This is a genomic window from Dokdonella sp. (assembly GCF_041395345.1).
GTDB lineage: Bacteria > Pseudomonadota > Gammaproteobacteria > Xanthomonadales > Rhodanobacteraceae > Dokdonella.
Genome location: NZ_JAWLAR010000014.1, coordinates 26,667 through 47,231, shown reverse-complemented (window position 1 = coordinate 47,231; position 20,565 = coordinate 26,667). Strand labels below are relative to the sequence as shown.

Genomic DNA, 20,565 nt, shown 5'->3' with positions numbered 1-20,565 from the left:
TGGCCGGGCAGGCTCAGTCGAATCCATTTGCAAAAAGGCTGGGTTCGACGGCGTCCATGTTCTGCAGGCGCGCGATGCCAAATGCGGGAATCGAGAACTGGTCGGTGCTGCGCGATTCGCCTGCAACGTACAGGAATCCTGTCGGATCGAGCACCTGCGCGACGCCCGTATCTCCGAATCCTGCTGAGGGCGCGCCTGCGTAGGTTCCGACCCCGGCTCCGCCAACACCATAGCCGGGATCGTTGTTCCCATTGGCAAGCAGGCGCATGCTGAAGAAGTAGCTGCCACCCCCGCCATCAATGCGTAGCGCCGTTGCCACCAGCAGGATCTTGCCATTTGTCTGGATCACTACATCTCCCGGCGCCTCATTGGGGCCGAGGCTAAGCTCGACTTCAGCTTCGATCACCCTGTACCCGCCACCGAAACCCGGGATGGGATAGAAGCTGATGTCCGGATTGCCATCGGGCAGGAATCGGGCGACATAGAGGTCAGTATCGCCCTGGAATGGATCTTCCGTAGTGCCCAGAACGATCGGGCGATCGCTGGCGTCGATGGCCAGCCCGCCCGCCTGTGCGTCGATCGTGGAGCCGATCGTGGTCTCTCCGCCTGAGCCGAACGTCGTATCGATAGCACCGGTTGAGGTGAAGCGATACAGCGTATTGAACGTGGCGAAAAAATCTGTTTCCCACTGGTTGCAAAGGACGAGGATTCGACCCTGACTGTCGATTTCGATGTCTGCTGCATTGCTGTTGCGGTCGACGTAGTCGACGCGCACGGAACCGTTGTTGCCAAACGTTGGATCCGGATTCAAATCTGAGTTGAATCGCATGACGAGTAGTGAATAGCGACCGTTGGTGCGACGCACCGACCCTGCCACTACGGCTCGGTTTTCGCTGTCGACGATGATGGCCTGGAATCGGCCGTTGTCCAGCTCGTTGGTGCCGGGTGCCCTTACGAACACGCCTGCAAGCACATCGCCCCGCGGACCCAGTAAAGCCAGACTTGCCCTTGAAGAGCCATTGAATATGGTTTCTGCGGCTATCAGCAGGCGACCATTGCCGTCTATAGCAGAGTCGTTCGCGTAGAAGGACTCCCCAGGCTGCTGCGGTTGCAGCTCGGTCATCGCTACTGCGCCGCCGACGGTATCCGCTGGAGGTGGACCATAGTCGGTCAATGCGCCTTCGGTGGAGAGTTCCGCGGCGCACAGTGTGGTAACAATGGAGCCATTCGTAGCGAAACCGCTGCAGGATCCGGCGAGCAGGGCGCGACGGTCCGGGCGCAAGTGCACCCCCACCAGGGAGTGATAGCCCGCAGCAGAAACCGTGCGCCTTCCGCCCAGGGCATAACCCGGGTCGTAGGCGCCATCAATCGCGGGTGCCGCATTCGAGCAAACCAGCGTGACAAGGGCAAGGGCAGGAATCAGCACCTTGTGCCATCGCCCGCCGTGACTGGGAATGTGGATTCCAGCAACGTTTACCGGGCCAGCCAGTTGCGCTCCTGCTGCCGCGCTGCACGCAGCTGGCACGCCCTCCTTTCGATGCTGATCACGATGAAGCCGGTTCATGGCTCACCCTCTTCGAATGCGCTGTGAAAGATGCGGTCTCCAGCGAAGATGGCTTGTCCGCTCAGAAATGTCAGGTCGGCAATCGGGACGGAGACGATCACGGTCTGCGGATCTGCCAGGTTCCCCGTGCTGGAGTAGTCGAGCAGGACCAATCGAGGGCTGGCGATGCAGCAGCGGGTGCCGATGGCATGACCCAAGCCATCCGGACTGAGCGAGAGATAGTTTTCGCTTGCGCTGTCATCGCGCTGGCTATGGATGACCGCTGGCGCTGCGGGATCGACCAATCTCGACCGGCCAAGGCCGGCAATCAGTATTTTCTGTGTGTAGGCGTCCCATGCCAGACCGGTAGCAAAGGCGCCGGCCTGCTGGCGCATGGTTTGTCCAGTATCCAGATCGAGGCTGCCAAAGTCACCATTGAAGGCCTCGGTGCCGGTCGAATAGAAGCTATCGCCAGTGGGAGTGAATGCCACGCCAGTAATCTCTACATCGTCGCCAGCCAGCTGCACCGCAGTGCCATTGCCGAACGGGCTGGTAGGCACGCGACTCAATGCTGAACGCCAGCCGCAATAGAGATTCTCCCCGGTTGGGTCGATGCTGCAGGTGTTGGCATTGTTGAAACTTTGCACGGTCGCGACCTGGCCGTTGCGCAAATCAATACGACTGACCTGACCTGCTCCGGTCACATATATGAGGGTCTCTGATGCAACAAGTCCGCCACCTGCAGCAGCCGTACCGACAAATTGGGGTTCGGAAACCGTCAGCGTGCCTGCGCCATCCCAATCGAGGCTGATTCTGTAGATCTGCTCGGATTGCAATTCCGCGAGATAGACGACGGCTTGTAGCGGCGTTCCAGCCCGGGCAGGCATGGCCAGGACGGACATCAATGCGATGGCCGACAGGTTCCATGGTTGAATCATCTTCAGCCTCCAATATTGGCAGTCCGAGCCTAGCCCGCGGTGGCCGACCCGGCCCGGACGGGAACTTCCTTTTTTCTTCGTTGCATCCACCGGGTGAAATGGCGAATCATCTGCCGAGGGTGTCAGCAGGCGTGGAGTGTCCATGCGCTATCGGTTTTCCGGTTTTGTTCTCGATCAGGACGAGCGTCGTCTGCTCGATCCCGAGGGTCGCGAGGTGCCTTGTGCACCAAAAACCCTTGATGCCCTGCTCCTGATGGTTGAATTGAACGGTCAACTGGTCAGCCGTGAAACTTTTCACGAGCGCTTGTGGGCGCGCTCGGTCGTGGCGGATGACACGCTCGGAAAGCTTGTCTGGCATGTTCGCAAGGCATTGGCGCCTTTTGGAGAGGATCTGATCGAGACCGTACCCAAGCACGGCTACCGCTTTCACGGTGACGTCGTGGGGGAGCGCTCGAAGCCTCTCGAACCGGCAATCTCGTGCGAAGTTGATGTCGCCGCATCTCGCGGCCGTCTTGGCTGGATCCTGGCACTCTGCATTGCTGCTTGCCTGGTGGCAGCAGTCATCCACTTTCATTCCTCGAGTACCGATGGGCAGACCGCGGCACTCAGCGGAGCAAGCGAATCTGAAGGTTACGTGGCCGTGGCAGTGGCCGAGTCCAGTCCGGAGTTGCCCCAGTGGGTGGGTGAAATGCTGGGTACCGCTATCGCCCTTGATCTTGGTATCGAGTTGGCGGGGTCTTCGTCATTCCCGGTATCAGATATCGCGATTGGCCGTAGTGGACGCCTCTTGCGGCACAAGGTCAGTTCGGACGGGTCGGGTAGATGGATCTGGTCGATAGATCCGGGGCAGGAGAGACAAATCCTGACGCTGGTCATAGACAAGGATAGCGACCTGCGAAAGCAGGTGCACAATGCTGTTGATCGTCTGCGTGCTGCCGCGTCCTTGCCGTTGATTGGGCGGTCCCAAGGGGCCGCGCGTGACCTCGTCTTGCCTCGAACCTGGACATCGCTTCGCGCCTACGTATCGGCGAGTCAGGCCCTGATGCGTCGGCAAGGTCAGTCTGCCGAATCGGCGTTGGCGCCCGTCGTCATCGGCGAGCCCGAGTTCTTGCCTGCCTGGCTGTCACTCGCTCGCGCACAGTATCTTCAGGCGCAAGATGCGGAATCGGCGAAATCTGCGCGAGAAGGCCTTGCCAGGGCCGCTCAGGCTCCAGCGATACTCAGACTTGCCCTGGAGGTCCAGCTGGATGAGGCAGAAGGTCGTTTTGACGAGGCAGCCGAGCGCTCCTATGCCATGTACTTGCTCAAGCCCGAGCGATACGACACAACGCTGACGGCTGCGAGGTTGACCGGGCATACGGGACAGGCAGATCGTTTTGATTTTCTCATTGCTCACGCACGCGAACTTCGGCCGGATTTGCCCGAGGTAGATCTTCTGGAGTCGGTAATCCGGTTGCGACGGGGACAGCTGGAACAGGCAACCGCCGCCGCGGCCTCCGCCTCAGCAAAGGCGCTTGCACTTGGCTGGAAGGAAATTGCAGCTGAGGCGATGCTCAATGAAGCTCGCGCCCTTGGTCAGCAGACCGACTATGAGCGTGCGCTCGAACAGGTTCGAAAGGCGCGCGAACTGATCGAGGCTCCCCAGCCCGATCTGCTCGCCCAGTTGGCGCTCGTCGAAGGCTCCGTGCTGACTGACCTCCAGCGCTACGACGAAGCCCTGCAAAGCCTGGCCATTGCGGAATCCTGGTTCAGGTCAAGCCAGGCCGATTTCGAGCTTTCATCGGTGCTGGACAGGCAGCGCGAGATCGCGATACGTCGGGGCGATAAGGCGCATGCGGCCGCCTTGGCCGATGAATCGTTGCGTCTTGCAGAAGCCAGTGGCGATCGCTATCTGGCAGTCGCGTTCTCCATTCGCATCGCCAACACATTTCTCGATTCAGGCGAAGCAGCCATTGCGAATGAATGGTTCAGTCAAGCTGTTGAAAGGGCCAGCCAGGTCAATAATCCGCGATTGCTGGCGAGTACTCTGATCGACTGGGCGAAAGGCGCGTGGCAGGTGGGTGCAACTGAAGTCGCGCGGTCAGCATCGACGAAAGGTCTGGATACGGCGCTTTCTTCGCAGGACTGGGGGGCGGCCAGTTCCGCGGCATTGTTGGCTGCGAAGATCGCGCTGGATCAGGAGGATGCAGAATCAGCCGAGCGACTGATGGATCAGGCGCAGGATTTCGCCCAGCGCACCGACGATCCCTTCTCTATTGCCCAGGTGCTGGTTGGCCACGCAGAGCTTTCCCTGGTTTGCTCCGATCCCGGGCGTGCGCAGGCGTACCTGGAAGATGCCCGTCGTTCGATCGTGCTTCTTGCAGAGACGCCGGGAGCGGCCGTCGACATGGCTGAAATCGAGCTGTCAGTTTCGCTCCTTGAAGCGGAGCGCGCCCTGCTGGAAGGACAGCGCGACAGTGCCGAGTCGTCTCTTTCCGAATCCGAGAGACTGATTACGCGATCGTCCACGGAAGAGAAGCGTGTCATGGCTATTCTTCTTCGCTCCATGCAACGGTCAGTAGCGGGAAACCGGACAGAGGCGAAAACCCTGCTCGATTCCCTGGATGGCCTTGCCTTGCAAGGGCAGAATCGCATGGATGGCATTCGCCAACGACTTGTCCGTGCATTGGAAAGCGGTGAGGTTCTGCGCCTGCGCAATCCGCCGCCCGCATCTTGCAAGGCTGCCAAATAGCTTCCGCCGCCGGAGGCTGATCAATTGCGATACTGGAATGCGCAGCCGGTTTTACATTGCATTCCCTGCGCGCTGTCGCTGTAATGGCGCACTGAATTCCAGGCAGCCTACACAGGGGACCATCGATGCCCATACTTCGCATGAGCGATCTCGAACTCAAGGGCAAGCGCGTGTTGATCCGGCAGGATCTCAATGTGCCGATTGAAGACGGCACGATCACTTCGGAACAGCGCATCACGGCATCCTTGCCGACCATCTCCCTCGCACTGGCGAAGGGTGCCACCGTGCTCGTGACGTCGCATCTGGGTCGACCCAGAGAGGGCGAGTGGAGCGAGGCGGACTCGCTGGCTCCGGTAGCCGTACGACTTTCAGAGTTGCTTGGCCGAAACGTGCCACTGGTTCGTGACTGGGTGGATGGTGTCAATGTGGCCCCGGGCTCGGTCACCCTGCTCGAAAACTGTCGCATGAATGTCGGCGAAGGCAAGGATGACGAGACGCTTTCGAAGAAATACGCGGCGCTCTGTGATGTGTTTGTCATGGATGCGTTCGGCACCGCGCATCGGGCCCAGGCATCGACCCACGGCGTGATCCGTTTCGCCAGGATCGCCGCCGGCGGTCCATTGCTGATGGCCGAGCTCGACGCACTGGCCAAGGCGCTCGAATACCCGTCGCGACCCTTGCTGGCCATTGTTGCGGGCTCAAAAGTCTCCACCAAGCTGACCCTGCTCGAGAATCTTGTCGACAAGGTCGACCAGCTCATCGTCGGTGGCGGGATCGCCAACACCTTTCTCGCCGCGGCCGGATTCAAGGTCGGCAAGTCGCTCTGCGAGCCGGATCTCATTGACACCGCAAACCGGATCAATGCCGCGGCCAAGGCGCGTGGCGCCAGGATTCCGATTCCGGTCGATGTCGTGGTCGCGCCGCGCTTCGCGGCCGACGCGCCGGCAACCGTCAAGCCGGTCGCCGAGGTGTCCGACGAGGACATGATTCTCGATATCGGGCCCCAGACAGCAGCCCAGTACGCGAGCATGATCGACAAGGCCGGCACGGTAGTCTGGAACGGCCCGGTCGGCGTGTTCGAGTTCGATGCATTCGGCTCGGGCACGGAAACGCTGGCTCGCGCAATCGCGAAGTCGCCCGCTTTTTCGATTGCCGGCGGGGGGGACACATTGGCGGCGGTCGACAAGTACGGCATCGCCAACCAGGTTTCCTACATCTCGACGGGGGGCGGGGCCTTCCTCGAGTTCCTCGAAGGACATGAGCTGCCGGCGGTAGCGGCATTGCGTGCGCGCGGCGCATAGCCCCTGAAAATCATGAAGTACACGCACCCTCGCTTGTCGCTTGAATCCAGGCGAAATTTCGCTCAGGCCGCCATTGTCCCCGCGATGCGTTCGATCACGAAAATTCGCGTGAATCCAATGGGCTGCGCGAACATCGCGCGCATTCATGATCCGTAGGGGATAGCCGATGGCACTGATCCTGTTCGATCTCGATGGCACCCTGATCGATTCGGAAATCGGCATCACCTCTAGCATGGTCCACGCGATGCGCAGCGTGGGGGTCGATCCACCGGATCAGGAGCGCATGCGCAGCTGGATCGGGCCGCCCCTGCACGCGTCGTTCGCGCAGGTGCTGGGTGATGATGCGAAGCGCGTGGACGAGGCCGTCTACCATTATCACGAGCGCTTTGACGCGATCGGATGGAGCGAACATACCGTTTATCCGGGCATGGAGAATCTGCTCGTCGAACTGGTCGGACGTGGCAACCGGTTGGCCATCGTGACCAGCAAGGTGGCTTCGCAGGCTCGTCGGATCGTGAAACATCTGCCGTTCGGCAAGCTGTTTGAAGCCGTTTTCGCGCCGACGCCCGATACACGCAGCTGCAGCAAGGCGGACCTCGTGGCCAGCGCCCTGCGCGAGCTGGATGGCTCCGCGCGGGATGCCATGATGATTGGCGACCGCCATTTCGACATCGAAGGCGCCCGGGCAAACGCCGTGCGTGGTATTGGTGTCCTCTGGGGGTTCGGCGGCATGCAGGAACTGCGCGAAGCCGGAGCCGACTCCATCGTGGCCAATCCCCGGGAGCTGGAAGCGTGTCTTGCCCAATGTCTCGGCGGACACGTGCACTAGGGCATTCAAGGATAGCGGGACAGGCTGCGGGACGAATCCGGAACGTGATTCTCACGCATTCAGTTGTCACCGGGCTGTGGTAGGTTCATGCGCTGAAAGCAAGGAATCGATGCATGTCTGGACAGTTGCGACGAACCCGGATCATCGCCACCCTGGGCCCGGCTACCGACGCCCCGGGAATGTTGAAGAACATCCTGATGGAAGGCGTCGATGTGGTGCGCCTGAATTTCTCCCACGGCAATCCGGATGATCATCGGGCACGTGCAGCAGCCGTGCGCGCGGTTGCGGCCGAAATGGGGCGCGAAGTGGCGGTACTCGCTGATCTGCAGGGGCCGAAGATTCGCGTCGAGCGCTTCGCCGATGGCGCCGTGCATCTGGAGGTCGGCCAGGCGTTCATCCTGGACTGTCGCGCCGATGCACCCCCCGGCGACTGCAATCGCGTAGGTGTGGGCTATCTGGACCTGTGGCGGGATGTGAAGGCGGGCGACTTGTTGTTGCTGGATGATGGGCTGATTGCCCTGGAGGTCGTCGAGGTGGTTCCCGAGCAGGTGCGTTGCCGGGTCGAAATTGGCGGGCGCCTGTCCGATCGCAAGGGCATCAATCGACAGGGCGGCGGGCTCACCGTTGCCGCATTGTCGGACAAGGATCGCCGCGACATCCAGCTTGCCGCCGAACTGCAGGTCGAGTTTCTGGCGGTCTCCTTCGTCAAGTCTGCGGAGGATGTCGAGCAGGCACGTCTGTTGCTGCGCGAGGCTGGAGGCGATGCCGCCATTGTCGCCAAGATCGAACGCACCGAGGCCATCGCGGCGCTGGGCGACATCATCAATGCCAGCGATGTGGTCATGGTCGCGCGAGGCGATCTGGGCGTCGAGATTGGTGATGCCGAATTGCCGGGGCTGCAGAAGAAGATCATTCGCGAAACACTCGAGCGAAGCCGTGTCGTCATCACGGCTACGCAGATGATGCAATCGATGGTCGACTCTCCGATCCCGACGCGCGCCGAAGTGCTCGATGTGGCCAATGCGGTTATCGACGGTACCGATGCAGTCATGCTTTCGCAGGAAACCGCCTCGGGCCGTCACCCGGACAAGGCCGTCGCCGCCATGTGCCGCGTCTGCCTGGGCGCCGAACGCCAGTTCGAGCCGCCCAATGATGTTGCGCCGGGCGCGCGCGTGCTCGATCGCACGGATCAGGCCATCGCGCTAGCGACCATGTTCCTGGCCGACCGAATCAATGTGCGTGCCATCGTGGCCCTCACTGAATCGGGCACGACAGCGCGCTGGCTTTCGCGGCACCGATCGACCGTGCCGATCTATGCGCTCTCGAGAAACGGCAGTGCACGCCGACGCATGCTGCTCTATCGCGATGTGCATCCGATCGAGTTCGATCCACACGATGTCGGGCCGACCCAGGCTGCCCGCGCGGCGATCCAGCACTTGTTTGATCTCGGTCATCTCGCCGAAAACGATCGCGTGATCCTGACCACGGGCGACCACACGGGTCAGCTGGGGGGCACCAACACGCTGAAATTGTTGCGGGTTGGGGAGGGTGGTGTGGCGGAGGGGTTGGGGGATCTTTGATCTCGAGCTGTTTCGTTGTGTTCGTTTTGACGTTGCGCCAAAGCGCTGCAAAACGGCTCGATGGACGGTCAACTTGTCCTCCCATTACCGCCGCTTCGCGGCGCGGCATCCACGCCGGTTTTTCGCCCGCCTCCCATGCGGGCGAGTCACTTTTCCTTGCTTGCTCAAAGAAAAGCAACCAAGCGAAAGAGCACCCCGATGCAGCAGTCTCCGGGCATCCTGCCCCAGGACTGCACGGTGCGGCTCCGGAAGATCACTGACAGCACCTCCGTGTGCTGGCAGCGAACGGGCTCGCATCCCTGCGAGCCACCCTGCGGGCTTTTTCGGCAACTGCGCCTGCGTTGCTCTACCTCGTGCATCCTTGCACTCGCCTACGCTGCATCGCCGCTACAAAGAGGCCCCACTTACTGCGCTTCCTGCGCAGCAAGACCCAAGCAGACTCCCGCGAATTTTCTGTTTTGCCCTGGCCCGTTGCTTTTCCTTCTCCCGCTGGGCGGGAGAAGGTCCCGAAGGGGGATGAGGGGCCTTTGCCTAGGCTCTTGCTCTGGCGCGCAGGATGCGCGCTTCCAGGGTCCCGCAAACGGTGGCAACAGGGCGCAGGAAAGGCCCGCAGGGTGGGCCCGATGAATCGTGCCCAGTTTGCTGCCAGCACAGGGAGGTACTGTCATTAAACCCCCGGTGCCCTCTTGTGGAGTTGGAGGGCAGGAGCCCGGAAACCACCGCTTTGGAGTGACCTCCTCTTTAATCCTGCCCTTCGCCCTTCGGGCCGGCTACGCCGTTCGCGCTGCTCCTGCAGCACAGTGGTTGTTCTTCTCCTGGCCAAGCAACAGAAAGTGACTCGCGCGCCGCAGGCGTGTGAAAGCTTGCCTGGAATCGAGGTCTCGCTTCACGCCGCCCCCTATCAAGGAGAAAGGAACGAGAGAGCGGTATTCGGTATCCTTTCCCCATCCCCAATCGAGGAATTCCCATGAACATGCGCAAGTTTGCACTGATCCTTGCATGCCTCGCGCTGACCCCGCACGCCCTCGCGCAGAAGGTGCCGCGCTCGGTGACGCCGGAGACTCTGGAAAAGTACTGGGTGCTGATGAAGTCCTCGGTCGAGGGCAATGCGCCTCTGGGCGGCAGAAACATGGATCAGCCCGGCTGCGCGTCGGTTTCGTTCATCGTCGAAAAGAACGGGCGTACAAGCGACATCACGGTCGAAAAGGTGGAGCCACCCGGTGGACTCGGTGAACTGGCTGCAAGCATCACCTCGAATCTCCAGTTCGAGCCGACCATTCGCAATGCGGCGCGCGACCGCGTATTCAGCTCGATGATTTTTCCGTTCAACCTTCCCGAAGATCCCGAGGCGCGTACGGCGATCATGCAGCGCTGTGTCATTCCGGCGCGTGCCTGGAAGCCGAAATCGGAAAAGAAACAGTAGTTTGCGATATCCATGCGTGGTTCTGGCCAGAACACCTCCGGGTGCGCGCAGGAGGGGAGCGGGCCTGCACCAGCGGTCAATCTGGCCTATACTCCGCGCCCCTGAAACCCCTATCCCTGCCGGCACCCCTCGTGGCGGCATCACGCGTTTGTTTCCCGGAGTTGTCCATCCATGAGTATCGAGCAGCTTGAAAGCATCGCCCAGGCCATGGTGGCCCCGGGCAAGGGCATCATCGCCATCGACGAATCCAACAAGACCATCAAGAAGCGCTTCGATGCGGTTGGCGTTCCGAATACCGAAGAAAACCGTCGCGCCTATCGCGAGATGCTGTTGACCACGCCGGGCCTGAATCAGCATATTTCCGGCGCGATCCTCTATGACGAGACGATCCGCCAGTCAACCAAGGCCGGTGTGCCGTTCACCAAGCTGATGCTGGATGCCGGCATCCTGCCGGGCATCAAGGTCGACAAGGGGCCGTTCCCTCTGGCCGGTTTCCCGGGTGAGCTGGTAACCGAGGGCCTTGATGGCCTGCGCGAACGCCTGAATGAATACGCCAGGCTCGGCGCCAAGTTCGCCAAGTGGCGCGCGGTGATCACGATCAGTGGTGATGCACCGAGTGGAACCTGCATCGAAGCCAACTGCCACGCATTGGCGCGCTATGCGGCGCTTTGCCAGGAAGCAGGCATCGTGCCGATGGTAGAGCCCGAAGTCCTCATGGATGGCGAGCACGATATCGACGAGTGCTACGAAGTCACCGAAGCCACATTGCGCAGCCTGTTTGCTTCGCTGTACGAGCAGAATGTTTTCCTCGAAGGAACGATCCTCAAGGCGAGCATGGTGCTGGCCGGAAAGGATTGTGAGGAGCAGTCCGATGTCGACGATGTGGCCGATGCCACGATCCGTTGCCTCAAGGCCTCGGTTCCTGCCTCGCTGCCCGGCATCGTGTTCCTCTCCGGCGGCCAGTCGGACGAGCGCGCCACGGCCAACCTCAATGCCATGAACCAGCAGGGTCCGCACCCCTGGCCGCTGTCGTTCTCCTACGGTCGTGCCATGCAGCAGGCGGCACTGAAGCTGTGGGGCAAGGACATGGCGGCCAACTTCGCAGACGCGCAAAAGACTGTCGCGCAACGCGCTCGCGAGAATGGTCTTGCGGCTCTCGGTCAGTGGAAAAAAGGCGCCTGATTTTCCACGCAGTCAGGTTCCAACAAAAACGGGCGCCTCTGGGCGCCCGTCTTTTTTCAGCCTGGATGATTTCTGCAAATCCGATGAAAGAGTCGACACTCAGCCAAGCGAAGCCAGCCACTCGTCATCGGAGCCCTCGTTGACGCCTTCGAACAGGAAGGTCGACAGATAGCGTTCGCCGGTGTCCGGCAGCATGGCCAGCAAGACGGATCCGGCCGCCGCATTCTTCGCGACCTCCAGCGCGGCAGCCAGGGTTGCGCCGGCCGATACACCCACGAAGATGCCTTCCTTGCTGGCCAGCAGGCGCGCGGTATCGCGTGCAGTGACGTCATCGATCGGAACAATCTGGTGGGCAACTTCGCGATTGAGCACTGCCGGGACGAAATCCGGAGTCCAGCCCTGGATCTTGTGCGGGGTCCATTCCTTTCCGGAGAGCATTGCGGCGACAGCCGGTTCGCTCGCGATGATCTGAACCTCGGGACGGGCCAGGCGCAGCACTTCGCCGACGCCGGTGAGGGTGCCGCCGGTTCCCCAGCCGGTCACGAAGTAGTCGAGCTGCTTGCCGGCGAAGTCGCTCAGGATCTCCGCCGCGGTCGTATTGCGATGCCAGGCCGGGTTGGCCGGATTCTCGAATTGCCGGGAAAGAAACCAGCCATGTTTTCTGGCCAGCTCTTCGGCCTTGCGCACCATGCCCGAGCCGCGCTCGGCAGCCGGGGTCAGGATGACCTTGCCACCGTAGGCGCGGATCAGCTTGCGTCGCTCGATCGAGAAGGATTCGGCCATGACGGCCACGAACGGATAGCCGCGCGCGGCAGCCACCATTGCAAGCGCCACGCCCGTATTGCCGGAGGTCGCTTCGACGATGGTCTGGCCGGGTTTCAGCGCGCCACTCTTTTCGGCGTCGAGGACGATGGCCAGGGCCAGTCGGTCCTTGACCGATCCTCCGGGATTGAAGGATTCGACCTTGACGTGGATCTCCACGTTTTTCGGAGCGAGACGTTGCAGCTTGACGATCGGCGTGTTGCCTATCGTGTCGAGTATCGATGCGTATGACATGGTTTCCGGGTCTCCGTGGGTTTCATGCCGCGCGCCGATCAGCTGAGGAAGCCGGGGCGCCGGTCAATGGTGCCTGCCCGTACCAGTGTAGGCGATTGGCCAAACCGGCGACTTCACCCACGATCAACAAGCTCGGCGACTGCAGCGAATGAGCCGCGGCCAGCCGGGAAAGTTCACACAGCATGCCGCAAATGACGCGTTGCTCGGGGCGCGAACCGTTCTCGATCAGGGCAACCGGAGTATTCGGGTCTCGCCCATGCGCGATCAGGAGATGCTGGGTCCTGGCGATCCCGCTGACGCCCATGTAGATGGCCAGGGTCTGGTTCTGCCGGGCCAGCGAGCTCCAGTCAGGGTCAGCGCCTGGTGTCCGGCATTGAGCCGTGGCAAAGGCGACCGCCTGGGCATGGTCTCGATGGGTCAGAGGAATGCCGGCGTAGGCCGCGCATGCTATGGCAGCGCTGATTCCCGGTACGACTTCATAGTCGATGCGGTGTTCGCGCAGGAATTCCAGCTCTTCACCGCCACGCCCGAAGACGAAGGGATCGCCGCCTTTCAGGCGCACGACGCGGTGGCCTGCCAGGACGTGTTCGCGCATCAAGGCGTGAATGTCTTCCTGTGGTGTGTGGGCACCGCCACCGCGCTTGCCGACTTCGACGAGGGTCGCATCGCGACGAACGAGTTCGAGCACTTCGGCAGACACGAGGCCGTCATGCAGGACGACATCCGCTTCATTGATCGCGCGAAGCGCGTTCAGGGTGAGCAGGCCGGGATCGCCCGGCCCGGCTCCAACCAGGACGACCGAGCCGCGCTTGCGCTGCAGGTTGGTGTCGCGAAGTGAACGTTTCAGGGTGCGCTCGGCCAGCAACGCCTGGTTGCAGCGCATCTGCTCGGCAACCTTGCCGCGAAACAGATGCTCCAGAAAGCGCCTGCGTTTTCGGCTGTCCGGAAACCTGCGTCGGATCCGCTCGCGGTAGCGCTCTGCCAGGGATGCCAGCGGGCCCAGCGACAGGTCGAACAGCGACTCGATTCGCTCGCGAACAAGCCTGGCCAGCATCGGCGCTGCACCGGACGTGGAAATCGCGATGGTCAATGGATGCCGGTCAACCACAGCGGGAACCTGAAAGGTGGAAAGACCGGCATCGTCGACCACATTGACCAGCAACTGCCGCTGCCCGGAGGCGCTAGCGATGCGCTGATTGACTGACCTGTTGCCCGTCGCAGCCACGACCAGCCAGACGCCCTGGAGCCAGGTGTCCTCGAATTCGCCGCAGCGATGGGATACCTCGGCGGCGGCCACCCATCGTGCGATTCGGGGTGTGACGCGGGGCGCTCCGACCTCGATGCGAGCGCCGGTCTTGCGCAGGGCTGCTATCTTGCGCTCGGCGACACTTCCGCCGCCGACCACGAGCACGCGGCGGCCATTCAAGTTTGCGAACATCGGATAGAGGGTCATGGCAGCCAGCGTAGAGCCAGCCATGGAATGAGTGAAATGCCGAAAAGGGTGGGGCATATGGCGCATTGTGATTAGCGGCGGATAGACGTTTAGACGTCCATAGTGGACGCAGTGCATGCAAACACCTATGCTGCACGGTGCCATGCGTGGCGCAAGCCCCGATATTTGCGTCGGCATGGCATCAGTCCTGACTTCTTCAGTTGTGCGAATCGATCGAAATGACCCTTACCCAGCTTCGCTACATCGTTGCCATTGCCGACGCCGGCCTGAACATCACTCTGGCGGCCGAACGCGTGCACGCGACGCAGCCCGGGTTATCGCGCCAGCTCAAGCAACTGGAAGACGAACTGGGGTTCCAGTTCTTCCTGCGCAAGGGCAAGAGTCTCGATTCGATCACCGCTGCCGGCGCCCAGGTCATCGCGAGGGCACGCGTGATCCTGGCGGAGGCCAGGAATATTCGCGTCCTTGCCGCCAATCTGCGTGGCGAAAACCAGGGAGAGCTGGTCATCGTCACCACACATACCCAGGCCCGCTTCGTCCTGCCCGGCGCCATTGCTTCAGTAAAGCATCGTTATCCCGATGTCGGTATTCGCCTGGAGCCGCATGGCGATACCGAGCTGATCGACTTGCTCGGCAAGGGGGCGGCCGACATGGCTATCGTCAGCACGGCCGGTGGTCCGCCGGACGCCGAGCTGGCCATTCCGATATTCTCCTGGGATCGGCAGATTCTGGTTCCGCGCTCGCATCCGCTTGCGGCGCTCGGTCGCGCGCCGCGAATTGACGAACTGGCCGCCTTCGAGCTGATCAGCTATGAATCCTCGCTGGCAGCGGAATCCTCGTTGCGCCGTGCCTTTGTCGACGCCGGATTCGAGCTGAAGCTGGCTGTCACTGCGCGCGATGCGGATCTGATCAAGACCTACGTTCGAGCAGGTCTCGGCGTGGGCGTGCTGGCGGAAATGGCGCTGGGCTCCGACGACGGCAAGGACCTGTGCGTCTTGCCGGCGGCGGGCCTGCTGCCAACCTGCACGACCTGGATCGTTCTGCAGCGGGATCGCGTGCAACGGGATTTTGCACTCGACCTGATCCACCATCTCGCGCCGCAAATCGACCGACGAGATCTGGTGCGCGTGGTACAGGGAGCCGCAACCGCAGCGTGGCCATCGCCGCCGCACTGGCGAGATCAGCCTGCGCCCGGAAATCCCGCCCGCGCTGCCTGACGATTTTGCGACGTTGCCTTGAACCGTGCTGCGGCCAGGCTCAATCACGCAGCCTTGCAAGCAGGCCGGCAGTGGATCCGTCCAGCGAATCGATTTCGCCGGATTGAATGCGCGGCAGCAGGTCCGAGCACAGCGTCTTGCCGAGCTCGACCCCCCATTGGTCGAAGCTGTTGATGTTCCACAAGGCGCCAGTGACGAATACGCGGTGCTCATGCAATGCGATCAGCGCGCCGAGCGATTCGGGCGAAAGGCGATCGAGCAGCAGGGTCGTGCTGGGCCGGTTTCCGGGAAAGCTGCGGTGTTGCGCCAGCACTTGGGCGTCGACCTCGCCTGGGCCATCCGGCGCCATTTCTTCTGCAGCTTGGGCAGGGCTCTTGCCCAGCATCAGGGCCTGGGACTGGGCGAGACCATTGGCAAGCAGCTTCCGGTGCGCTTCGAGGTGGGTGTGTCCCGGTTCGCGGACCAGGATGAACTCGACCGGTATCGTTTCGGTACCCTGATGCAGCATCTGGAAATACGCATGCTGACCGTTGGTGCCCGGTTCGCCCCAGATTACGGGGCTGGTTGCGTACGGCAATGGATCACCCGATCGGTCGACGCGTTTTCCATTGCTCTCCATCTCCAGTTGCTGCAGGAAGGGCGGGAACCTGCGCAGGCCCTGGTGATAGGGCGCGATACTGCGGCTGGCGCAGCCATGGAAGTTGCGGTACCAGACATCAAGTAGCCCCAGCAATACCGGCAGGTTGCGCGCGAGCGGAGCCTCCCTGAAATGGGTATCCATGGCGTGGGCGCCGGCAAGCAGGCTGCGGAAACTGCGTGCACCTGTCGCCAGCGCGATCGGCAAGCCGATGGCTGACCAGAGTGAGTAACGGCCGCCGACCCAATCCCAGAAACCGAATGTTGTGGTGATGCCGAATTCGGCTGCAGCGTTGATGTTGGTCGTCGTGGCGACGAAGTGGCGGTCGATATCGCGACCGCCTCTGGACAGAAACCATTCGCGCGCGATGCGCGCATTGTTCATGGTTTCCTGAGTCGTGAAGGTCTTCGAGGCGATCACGAACAGCGTTTCTGCGGGTTCGAGCTTGCGCAGTACCGCTTCGATTTCGTGGCCATCCACATTCGATACGAAATGAACCTCGATGTCGCGGCTGGCATATTCGTCCAGGGCCAGCACGACCATTTGCGGGCCGAGGTCCGAACCGCCAATGCCGATGTTGACGACATGCCGGATTCCGCTGCGTGCCGTATCCCGAACCGCCTCGGCGTATTCGAGAAAGCGGTCGAGTATGGCGTGGATCTCTTCGGAATGCGGAGCCATTCCTCGTGGCGCGCGCAGTGCCGTGTGCAGTACCGCGCGATCCTCGGTCGTGTTTATTCTTTCGCCGGCGAACATGGCATCGCGCTTTTGTTCGACACCGCAGTCACGCGCCAGTTCGACCAGGGCGGCCAGGCTGGAACCATCAATCAGATTCTTGGACAGATCTGCGAAAACCGATGGCGCTTCGAAAGACAGTCTTGCGAAGCGCTCGGGATCGTCAATGAACGCCTGACGCAGGTCGAAGCGGCCAGCCTGTCGGCGGAACATCTCCTGCAGCTTTTCCCAGGCGGGTGTGCGATCACAACGTTGAGCCGGGCTCATTTGCTTTCCGGTGCAGGGACTTCGGTAGCCTGAAGCATAGCGACTTGGGCAGGCACATGGCACGCATGGCTGATGCGCCGCACGCGCGTCCGCGTCATTTCAAGACCGGTTCGAGTCGGTGCGACATGCCGGCCGAGGCTGGCATGTCAGGTACCGGCCTCGCCATGCAGGCGACCTGCCGCATCAATCGAAATCGTGGGCGAAGATCAAATCGCTGACGGGCACGAGCAGGCTCGCTTCATTGTTGTCCGGCTGGCCGTCAATGAATTGTGAGGCGTGGATTGTGCCGTCAATGGCGAGCGGCGAGCCGTCCGCGTTGGCGGATTCGAACTGCGTCGTGATTTCGAGCATGCTGGCCACTGGCCCCACGGGCAACACTCCCTGGCTCATGTCGCAAACGACCAGTGTTCCGGTGGCCGAACAGGCCCAGGTTGCGAAGCCGATTTGCGATTGCGCGGACACGAATTCCAGGGCATCGGGCAATTGCAGGCTCAGGCTTGCGCCTTCTGCATCATCGGCGCCGGAATTCTGGATCGAGGCAAGGATCTTCAGCTGCGTCCCGGGTTCTGCAGGGTTCGGGATCGCATCCAGCGAGAGGCCAAGATCGGCGTTGCCGAGTGGTGTATCGAGACAGTTTCTGCAGACCAGGGCGAAATCCTGGGCCGGCGCGCCGGGCGTCCACGGATTGATCGCATCGGCGGCAAGGTTGGCGGCGAGCACTTCGATCTCAATCGAGGCACCGAGCTGTTCCGGGCTCAGATAGACGGCCTCCATGTTGTTCATCGTATCGGCGCTGCCGCCGGTGCCGGACCAGCCATCCGTGCCGATGACGTTGCCGAGGTAGGTATCGCCATTCGTGCTCACGGACAGGTCGAGATCATTGACCCAGGCCGGCGTGCTGCCGCCCAGGCCATGGCCCTTGGCGTCGCTCCAGGCCAGCATGATGCGCACCGGACGCGCCGGGTCCGCTGCCGTCAGGGTGCGCGACCATGCAGCGCCGGTTGCAGCGAGCAGCTCTGATTGATCAAGCGTGAAAACCACTTCGTCCGAATTGACAGCGGCATCGAGATCGATCCGGCCATAGCCCTGGAAGCGGTCCGGCCGATGGCCCATCAGGCGGCCGTCCGCATCCCGAAAGCCTTCCAGATCGCGGGCGACTACGGTCAGTCCCGCCTTGATCATGGCCGGACTCGGTGTATTGCCGGTGTGCTCGGCGCGATACTTTTCAACGAAGATGGCCGATGCCCCGCTGACAACCGGTGACGCCATGGATGTGCCGCACTTGAAGCCGAACGAGGTATCGCTGCCACTGTCTGCACTGTCCGTGCTGCAGCCAGGCGCGACGATATTCGGCACGCGACGGCCATCGCAGGCGTTGCCGTGCGCCGAGTTGCTCGATACGTCAAAAATGCCCGACAGCTGGGTGCCCGAGCCGGACTGCAGGGCGGTCGAACCTACCGCGAAGAGATTCTTGGCCTCGTCCGGTGACCCCAGCGAAGAGGGTGCGCAGGCACCGGACGAATCTCCGCCGCCATTCATGATCGACCAGACATTCAGGACTTGCTGATTTCCCGGCAGATCGGGATTGGCATCGCGAATGACCATGTCGACCTGCTGGGTCGGAATATCGTAGCCCTGCGGCGTACCGGTCGGTCCCCAGGAGTTGTTGGTCAGGATCGCTCCGCTCAGGCTCGATTCCTTGTAGATCTTGAGCATGCCGTCGGCGATCATCGATCCAGGACCGCCGCCGAGGAAGCTGTTGTACCGCTGCTGCACGATATTCGCCCCGGGCGCCACACCCTTGCCGCGCAGGAACCCGTTCAGAAGTACGCCGCTGGCGCCGGTGCCCGCGATGGCCCCGGCGACATGGGTACCGTGCGAATTGTTGGAGGTGCTGCAACTCGAGGGAGTATCACCGGACGCCACGCAGGGAAGCATGCGCGAGGCGAGATCGGCGTGTGTACTGCGCAGACCGCCATCGACCACGGCGACCACGACGCCAGTCCCGTCGTAGCCGAGCGTATCGAGCCAGCTCTGGTAGCCCGGCACGATCGTGTAGTTCGGCGCCGGGCCGTAGTTGCCGACGATGGACTGGCCACTCATTTCGCCTCGCGGGCCGGTTTCCGCGGGAATGTCCTGCACGGCAAAAACACCGGGAATCGAAGCAAGGTCGAGATAGCGATTGCCGGGGGCGTCGAGCTGGACCACATCGAAATGGGTATCCAGTCGGGTACGGGATTGAATTGCTACGCCGAGCGCATTCACGCTCGCCGCCAGTGCCTCCGGATCACGATGGCGACTGAACAGTGCCATCGTCGGACGTCGGCCCGAATCCAGGTTCCGTTGCTGCGGTTGCACGCGATAGGTGATCTGGAACTCGCCCTTCCAGCGCACTTCCTCGTGCGCCGCTGCCCGGTCCAGGGCGCTGCCATCAGCCCAGACGACATAGGCGAAGGGATGGATGTACTGCACGGGTATGACGCCCGACTCGCGCAGACGAGTCAGCCATTCGGACTTGACCGGACCCTGGAACTGAATCAGCCGCCAGTCCTCGCCAACCATGCCTGGAGTATGCGTCGTCTGCGGCAGTCCCAGGGGGTCGAAGCGCTGCCCGCCCAGGTCGAGGACGAACGGGTCGACGTAAGTCGTGGCTTTCACGCCTGCGTGGCGAACCCGCTGCGCCTCGCTCGCATCCAGGGAGATCCACTGGAAACGGCCGTAGTCGATGCCCTGCCTGCTGGAACCGAGGATCTGCTGTAGCGTTTCGCGCGAGGCTTCAACGCGCAGCCAGCTGGTTTGGCCGGCGGCAGCCGGCTGGTCCTGCCCGGCCAGCACGCATGCCGGATGGGCAGCGAGTGCCACGACGAACAGCAACCCGATTGCGGACAGTCTAAGATTCAAGGTGGTTTCCCCTGACGGCAAAGCCCTTGATGGTAGTGCCTGGGGGATGGCTTGTCAGTAGACCGGGCAGTTCTGGCATGCGCTGCACGTGCGGGGACTGCCCAGCAACCTGAACAGGAAGTGCCGACCTGGGCTGGTCGCGCCACTTGGGCTGTTCGTGAATCTGGCGTGCCGACACGGAGATGCGCCGGCACGCCAGGAGGCTCCGATCAGCGGTAAATGACCGCGCGCCGATACGTGCGGCGTGCGACGCCTGCATACGACAGCGGCGTCAGCGGCATGCCGATCACGTCGATGAATACCGAGACATCACTGCCTTCCGCCGGCATCGTGCCCTCGACCAGCTTGACCGTGTAGGTCAGGTCATTGCCGGAAAGCACGGGTGATTCGAGAACGACGACGACCTGGCTCAGCTTGTCGCCCTCGAGAATCGAGATGTCGGCATTCGGTGGGTCGGACAGAAAGCTGTCCGTGCCTTCGCTCCAGAATGGGATGAACGAGGTGGTCTTCATGTTGCCGGCGATACGCTCGGGGCGATCGGCAAAAAACAGCGTTATCGGGCTCACGTCACGCAAGGTGAGCTTGTTCGTCGCCTTGTCGTAGCTCATCTTCCTTGCGCTCTGCACGAACAGGAAGTCGGCGCTAGCCGCCTTCTCCTTGGTCATGGCCTTGTCGGGTTCAGCCTTGTTTTCTGCTTGCGCGTAAGGGACGGCCACTACCAGGCACAGCACGGCGGCGGCGCCGAGAAGGGATTGCTTGAGGCTCATTGCGA

General features: G+C 62.0%; 14 protein-coding genes. 7 read left to right on the top strand and 7 right to left on the bottom strand.

Annotated features, from left to right (window positions below; translation table 11 throughout):
• Positions 1 to 13: 13 nt before the first annotated feature.
• Positions 14 to 1,564, bottom strand: a complete 1,551-nt coding sequence (locus R3F00_RS13345) for a hypothetical protein (RefSeq protein ID WP_371282290.1) — start codon at positions 1,562 to 1,564, stop codon at positions 14 to 16.
• Positions 1,561 to 2,625: a hypothetical protein gene (locus R3F00_RS13340; protein ID WP_371282289.1), complete on the bottom strand. Its 1,065-nt coding sequence runs from the start codon at positions 2,623 to 2,625 to the stop codon at positions 1,561 to 1,563. Before R3F00_RS13340 ends, R3F00_RS13345 begins: the two co-directional genes overlap by 4 nt.
• Between R3F00_RS13340 and R3F00_RS13335 the strand changes: the two genes are divergently transcribed.
• The 6 genes from R3F00_RS13335 to R3F00_RS13310 all read left to right on the top strand — a co-directional run bounded on the left by R3F00_RS13335 (position 2,624) and on the right by R3F00_RS13310 (position 11,527).
• Complete coding sequence (locus R3F00_RS13335; RefSeq protein WP_371282288.1) at positions 2,624 to 5,212, top strand: winged helix-turn-helix domain-containing protein; 2,589 nt, start codon at positions 2,624 to 2,626, stop codon at positions 5,210 to 5,212. The genes R3F00_RS13340 and R3F00_RS13335 overlap by 2 nt on opposite strands.
• A gap of 125 nt (positions 5,213 to 5,337) precedes the next feature.
• The gene (locus R3F00_RS13330; protein WP_371282286.1) at positions 5,338 to 6,513 is read left to right on the top strand and encodes a phosphoglycerate kinase; all 1,176 of its coding nucleotides are present in this window, start codon (positions 5,338 to 5,340) and stop codon (positions 6,511 to 6,513) included.
• Positions 6,514 to 6,679: 166 nt separating this feature from the next.
• On the top strand, positions 6,680 to 7,342 hold the full coding sequence (locus R3F00_RS13325; RefSeq protein WP_371282285.1) for an HAD hydrolase-like protein: 663 nt from the start codon (positions 6,680 to 6,682) through the stop codon (positions 7,340 to 7,342).
• Positions 7,343 to 7,455: 113 nt separating this feature from the next.
• On the top strand, positions 7,456 to 8,922 hold the full coding sequence (gene pyk, locus R3F00_RS13320; RefSeq protein WP_371282284.1) for a pyruvate kinase: 1,467 nt from the start codon (positions 7,456 to 7,458) through the stop codon (positions 8,920 to 8,922).
• Between the two features lie 967 nt (positions 8,923 to 9,889).
• Positions 9,890 to 10,345, top strand: a complete 456-nt coding sequence (locus R3F00_RS13315; protein WP_371282283.1) for an energy transducer TonB — start codon at positions 9,890 to 9,892, stop codon at positions 10,343 to 10,345.
• A gap of 171 nt (positions 10,346 to 10,516) precedes the next feature.
• The gene (locus R3F00_RS13310) at positions 10,517 to 11,527 is read left to right on the top strand and encodes a class I fructose-bisphosphate aldolase (RefSeq protein ID WP_371282282.1); all 1,011 of its coding nucleotides are present in this window, start codon (positions 10,517 to 10,519) and stop codon (positions 11,525 to 11,527) included.
• A gap of 99 nt (positions 11,528 to 11,626) precedes the next feature.
• On the opposite strand, the gene cysK is transcribed toward R3F00_RS13310, so the two are convergent.
• Together cysK and cysG are read right to left on the bottom strand one after the other, a co-directional pair.
• Positions 11,627 to 12,583: a cysteine synthase A gene (gene cysK / locus R3F00_RS13305; protein WP_371282281.1), complete on the bottom strand. Its 957-nt coding sequence runs from the start codon at positions 12,581 to 12,583 to the stop codon at positions 11,627 to 11,629.
• Positions 12,584 to 12,605: 22 nt separating this feature from the next.
• Positions 12,606 to 14,060: a siroheme synthase CysG gene (gene cysG / locus R3F00_RS13300; protein WP_371282280.1), complete on the bottom strand. Its 1,455-nt coding sequence runs from the start codon at positions 14,058 to 14,060 to the stop codon at positions 12,606 to 12,608.
• Positions 14,061 to 14,254: 194 nt separating this feature from the next.
• On the opposite strand from cysG, the gene R3F00_RS13295 reads away from it, so the two are divergent.
• Positions 14,255 to 15,253, top strand: a complete 999-nt coding sequence (locus tag R3F00_RS13295; RefSeq protein WP_371282279.1) for a LysR substrate-binding domain-containing protein — start codon at positions 14,255 to 14,257, stop codon at positions 15,251 to 15,253.
• 40 nt (positions 15,254 to 15,293) lie between these two features.
• Here R3F00_RS13295 and pgi read toward each other — a convergent pair whose 3' ends face one another.
• From pgi to R3F00_RS13280, 3 genes are all read right to left on the bottom strand, one after another.
• Positions 15,294 to 16,892, bottom strand: a complete 1,599-nt coding sequence (gene pgi, locus R3F00_RS13290) for a glucose-6-phosphate isomerase (protein ID WP_371282278.1) — start codon at positions 16,890 to 16,892, stop codon at positions 15,294 to 15,296.
• 183 nt (positions 16,893 to 17,075) lie between these two features.
• Complete coding sequence (locus R3F00_RS13285; protein ID WP_371282277.1) at positions 17,076 to 19,793, bottom strand: S8 family serine peptidase; 2,718 nt, start codon at positions 19,791 to 19,793, stop codon at positions 17,076 to 17,078.
• Between the two features lie 209 nt (positions 19,794 to 20,002).
• On the bottom strand, positions 20,003 to 20,560 hold the full coding sequence (locus R3F00_RS13280; protein WP_371282276.1) for a hypothetical protein: 558 nt from the start codon (positions 20,558 to 20,560) through the stop codon (positions 20,003 to 20,005).
• Positions 20,561 to 20,565: the final 5 nt, after the last annotated feature.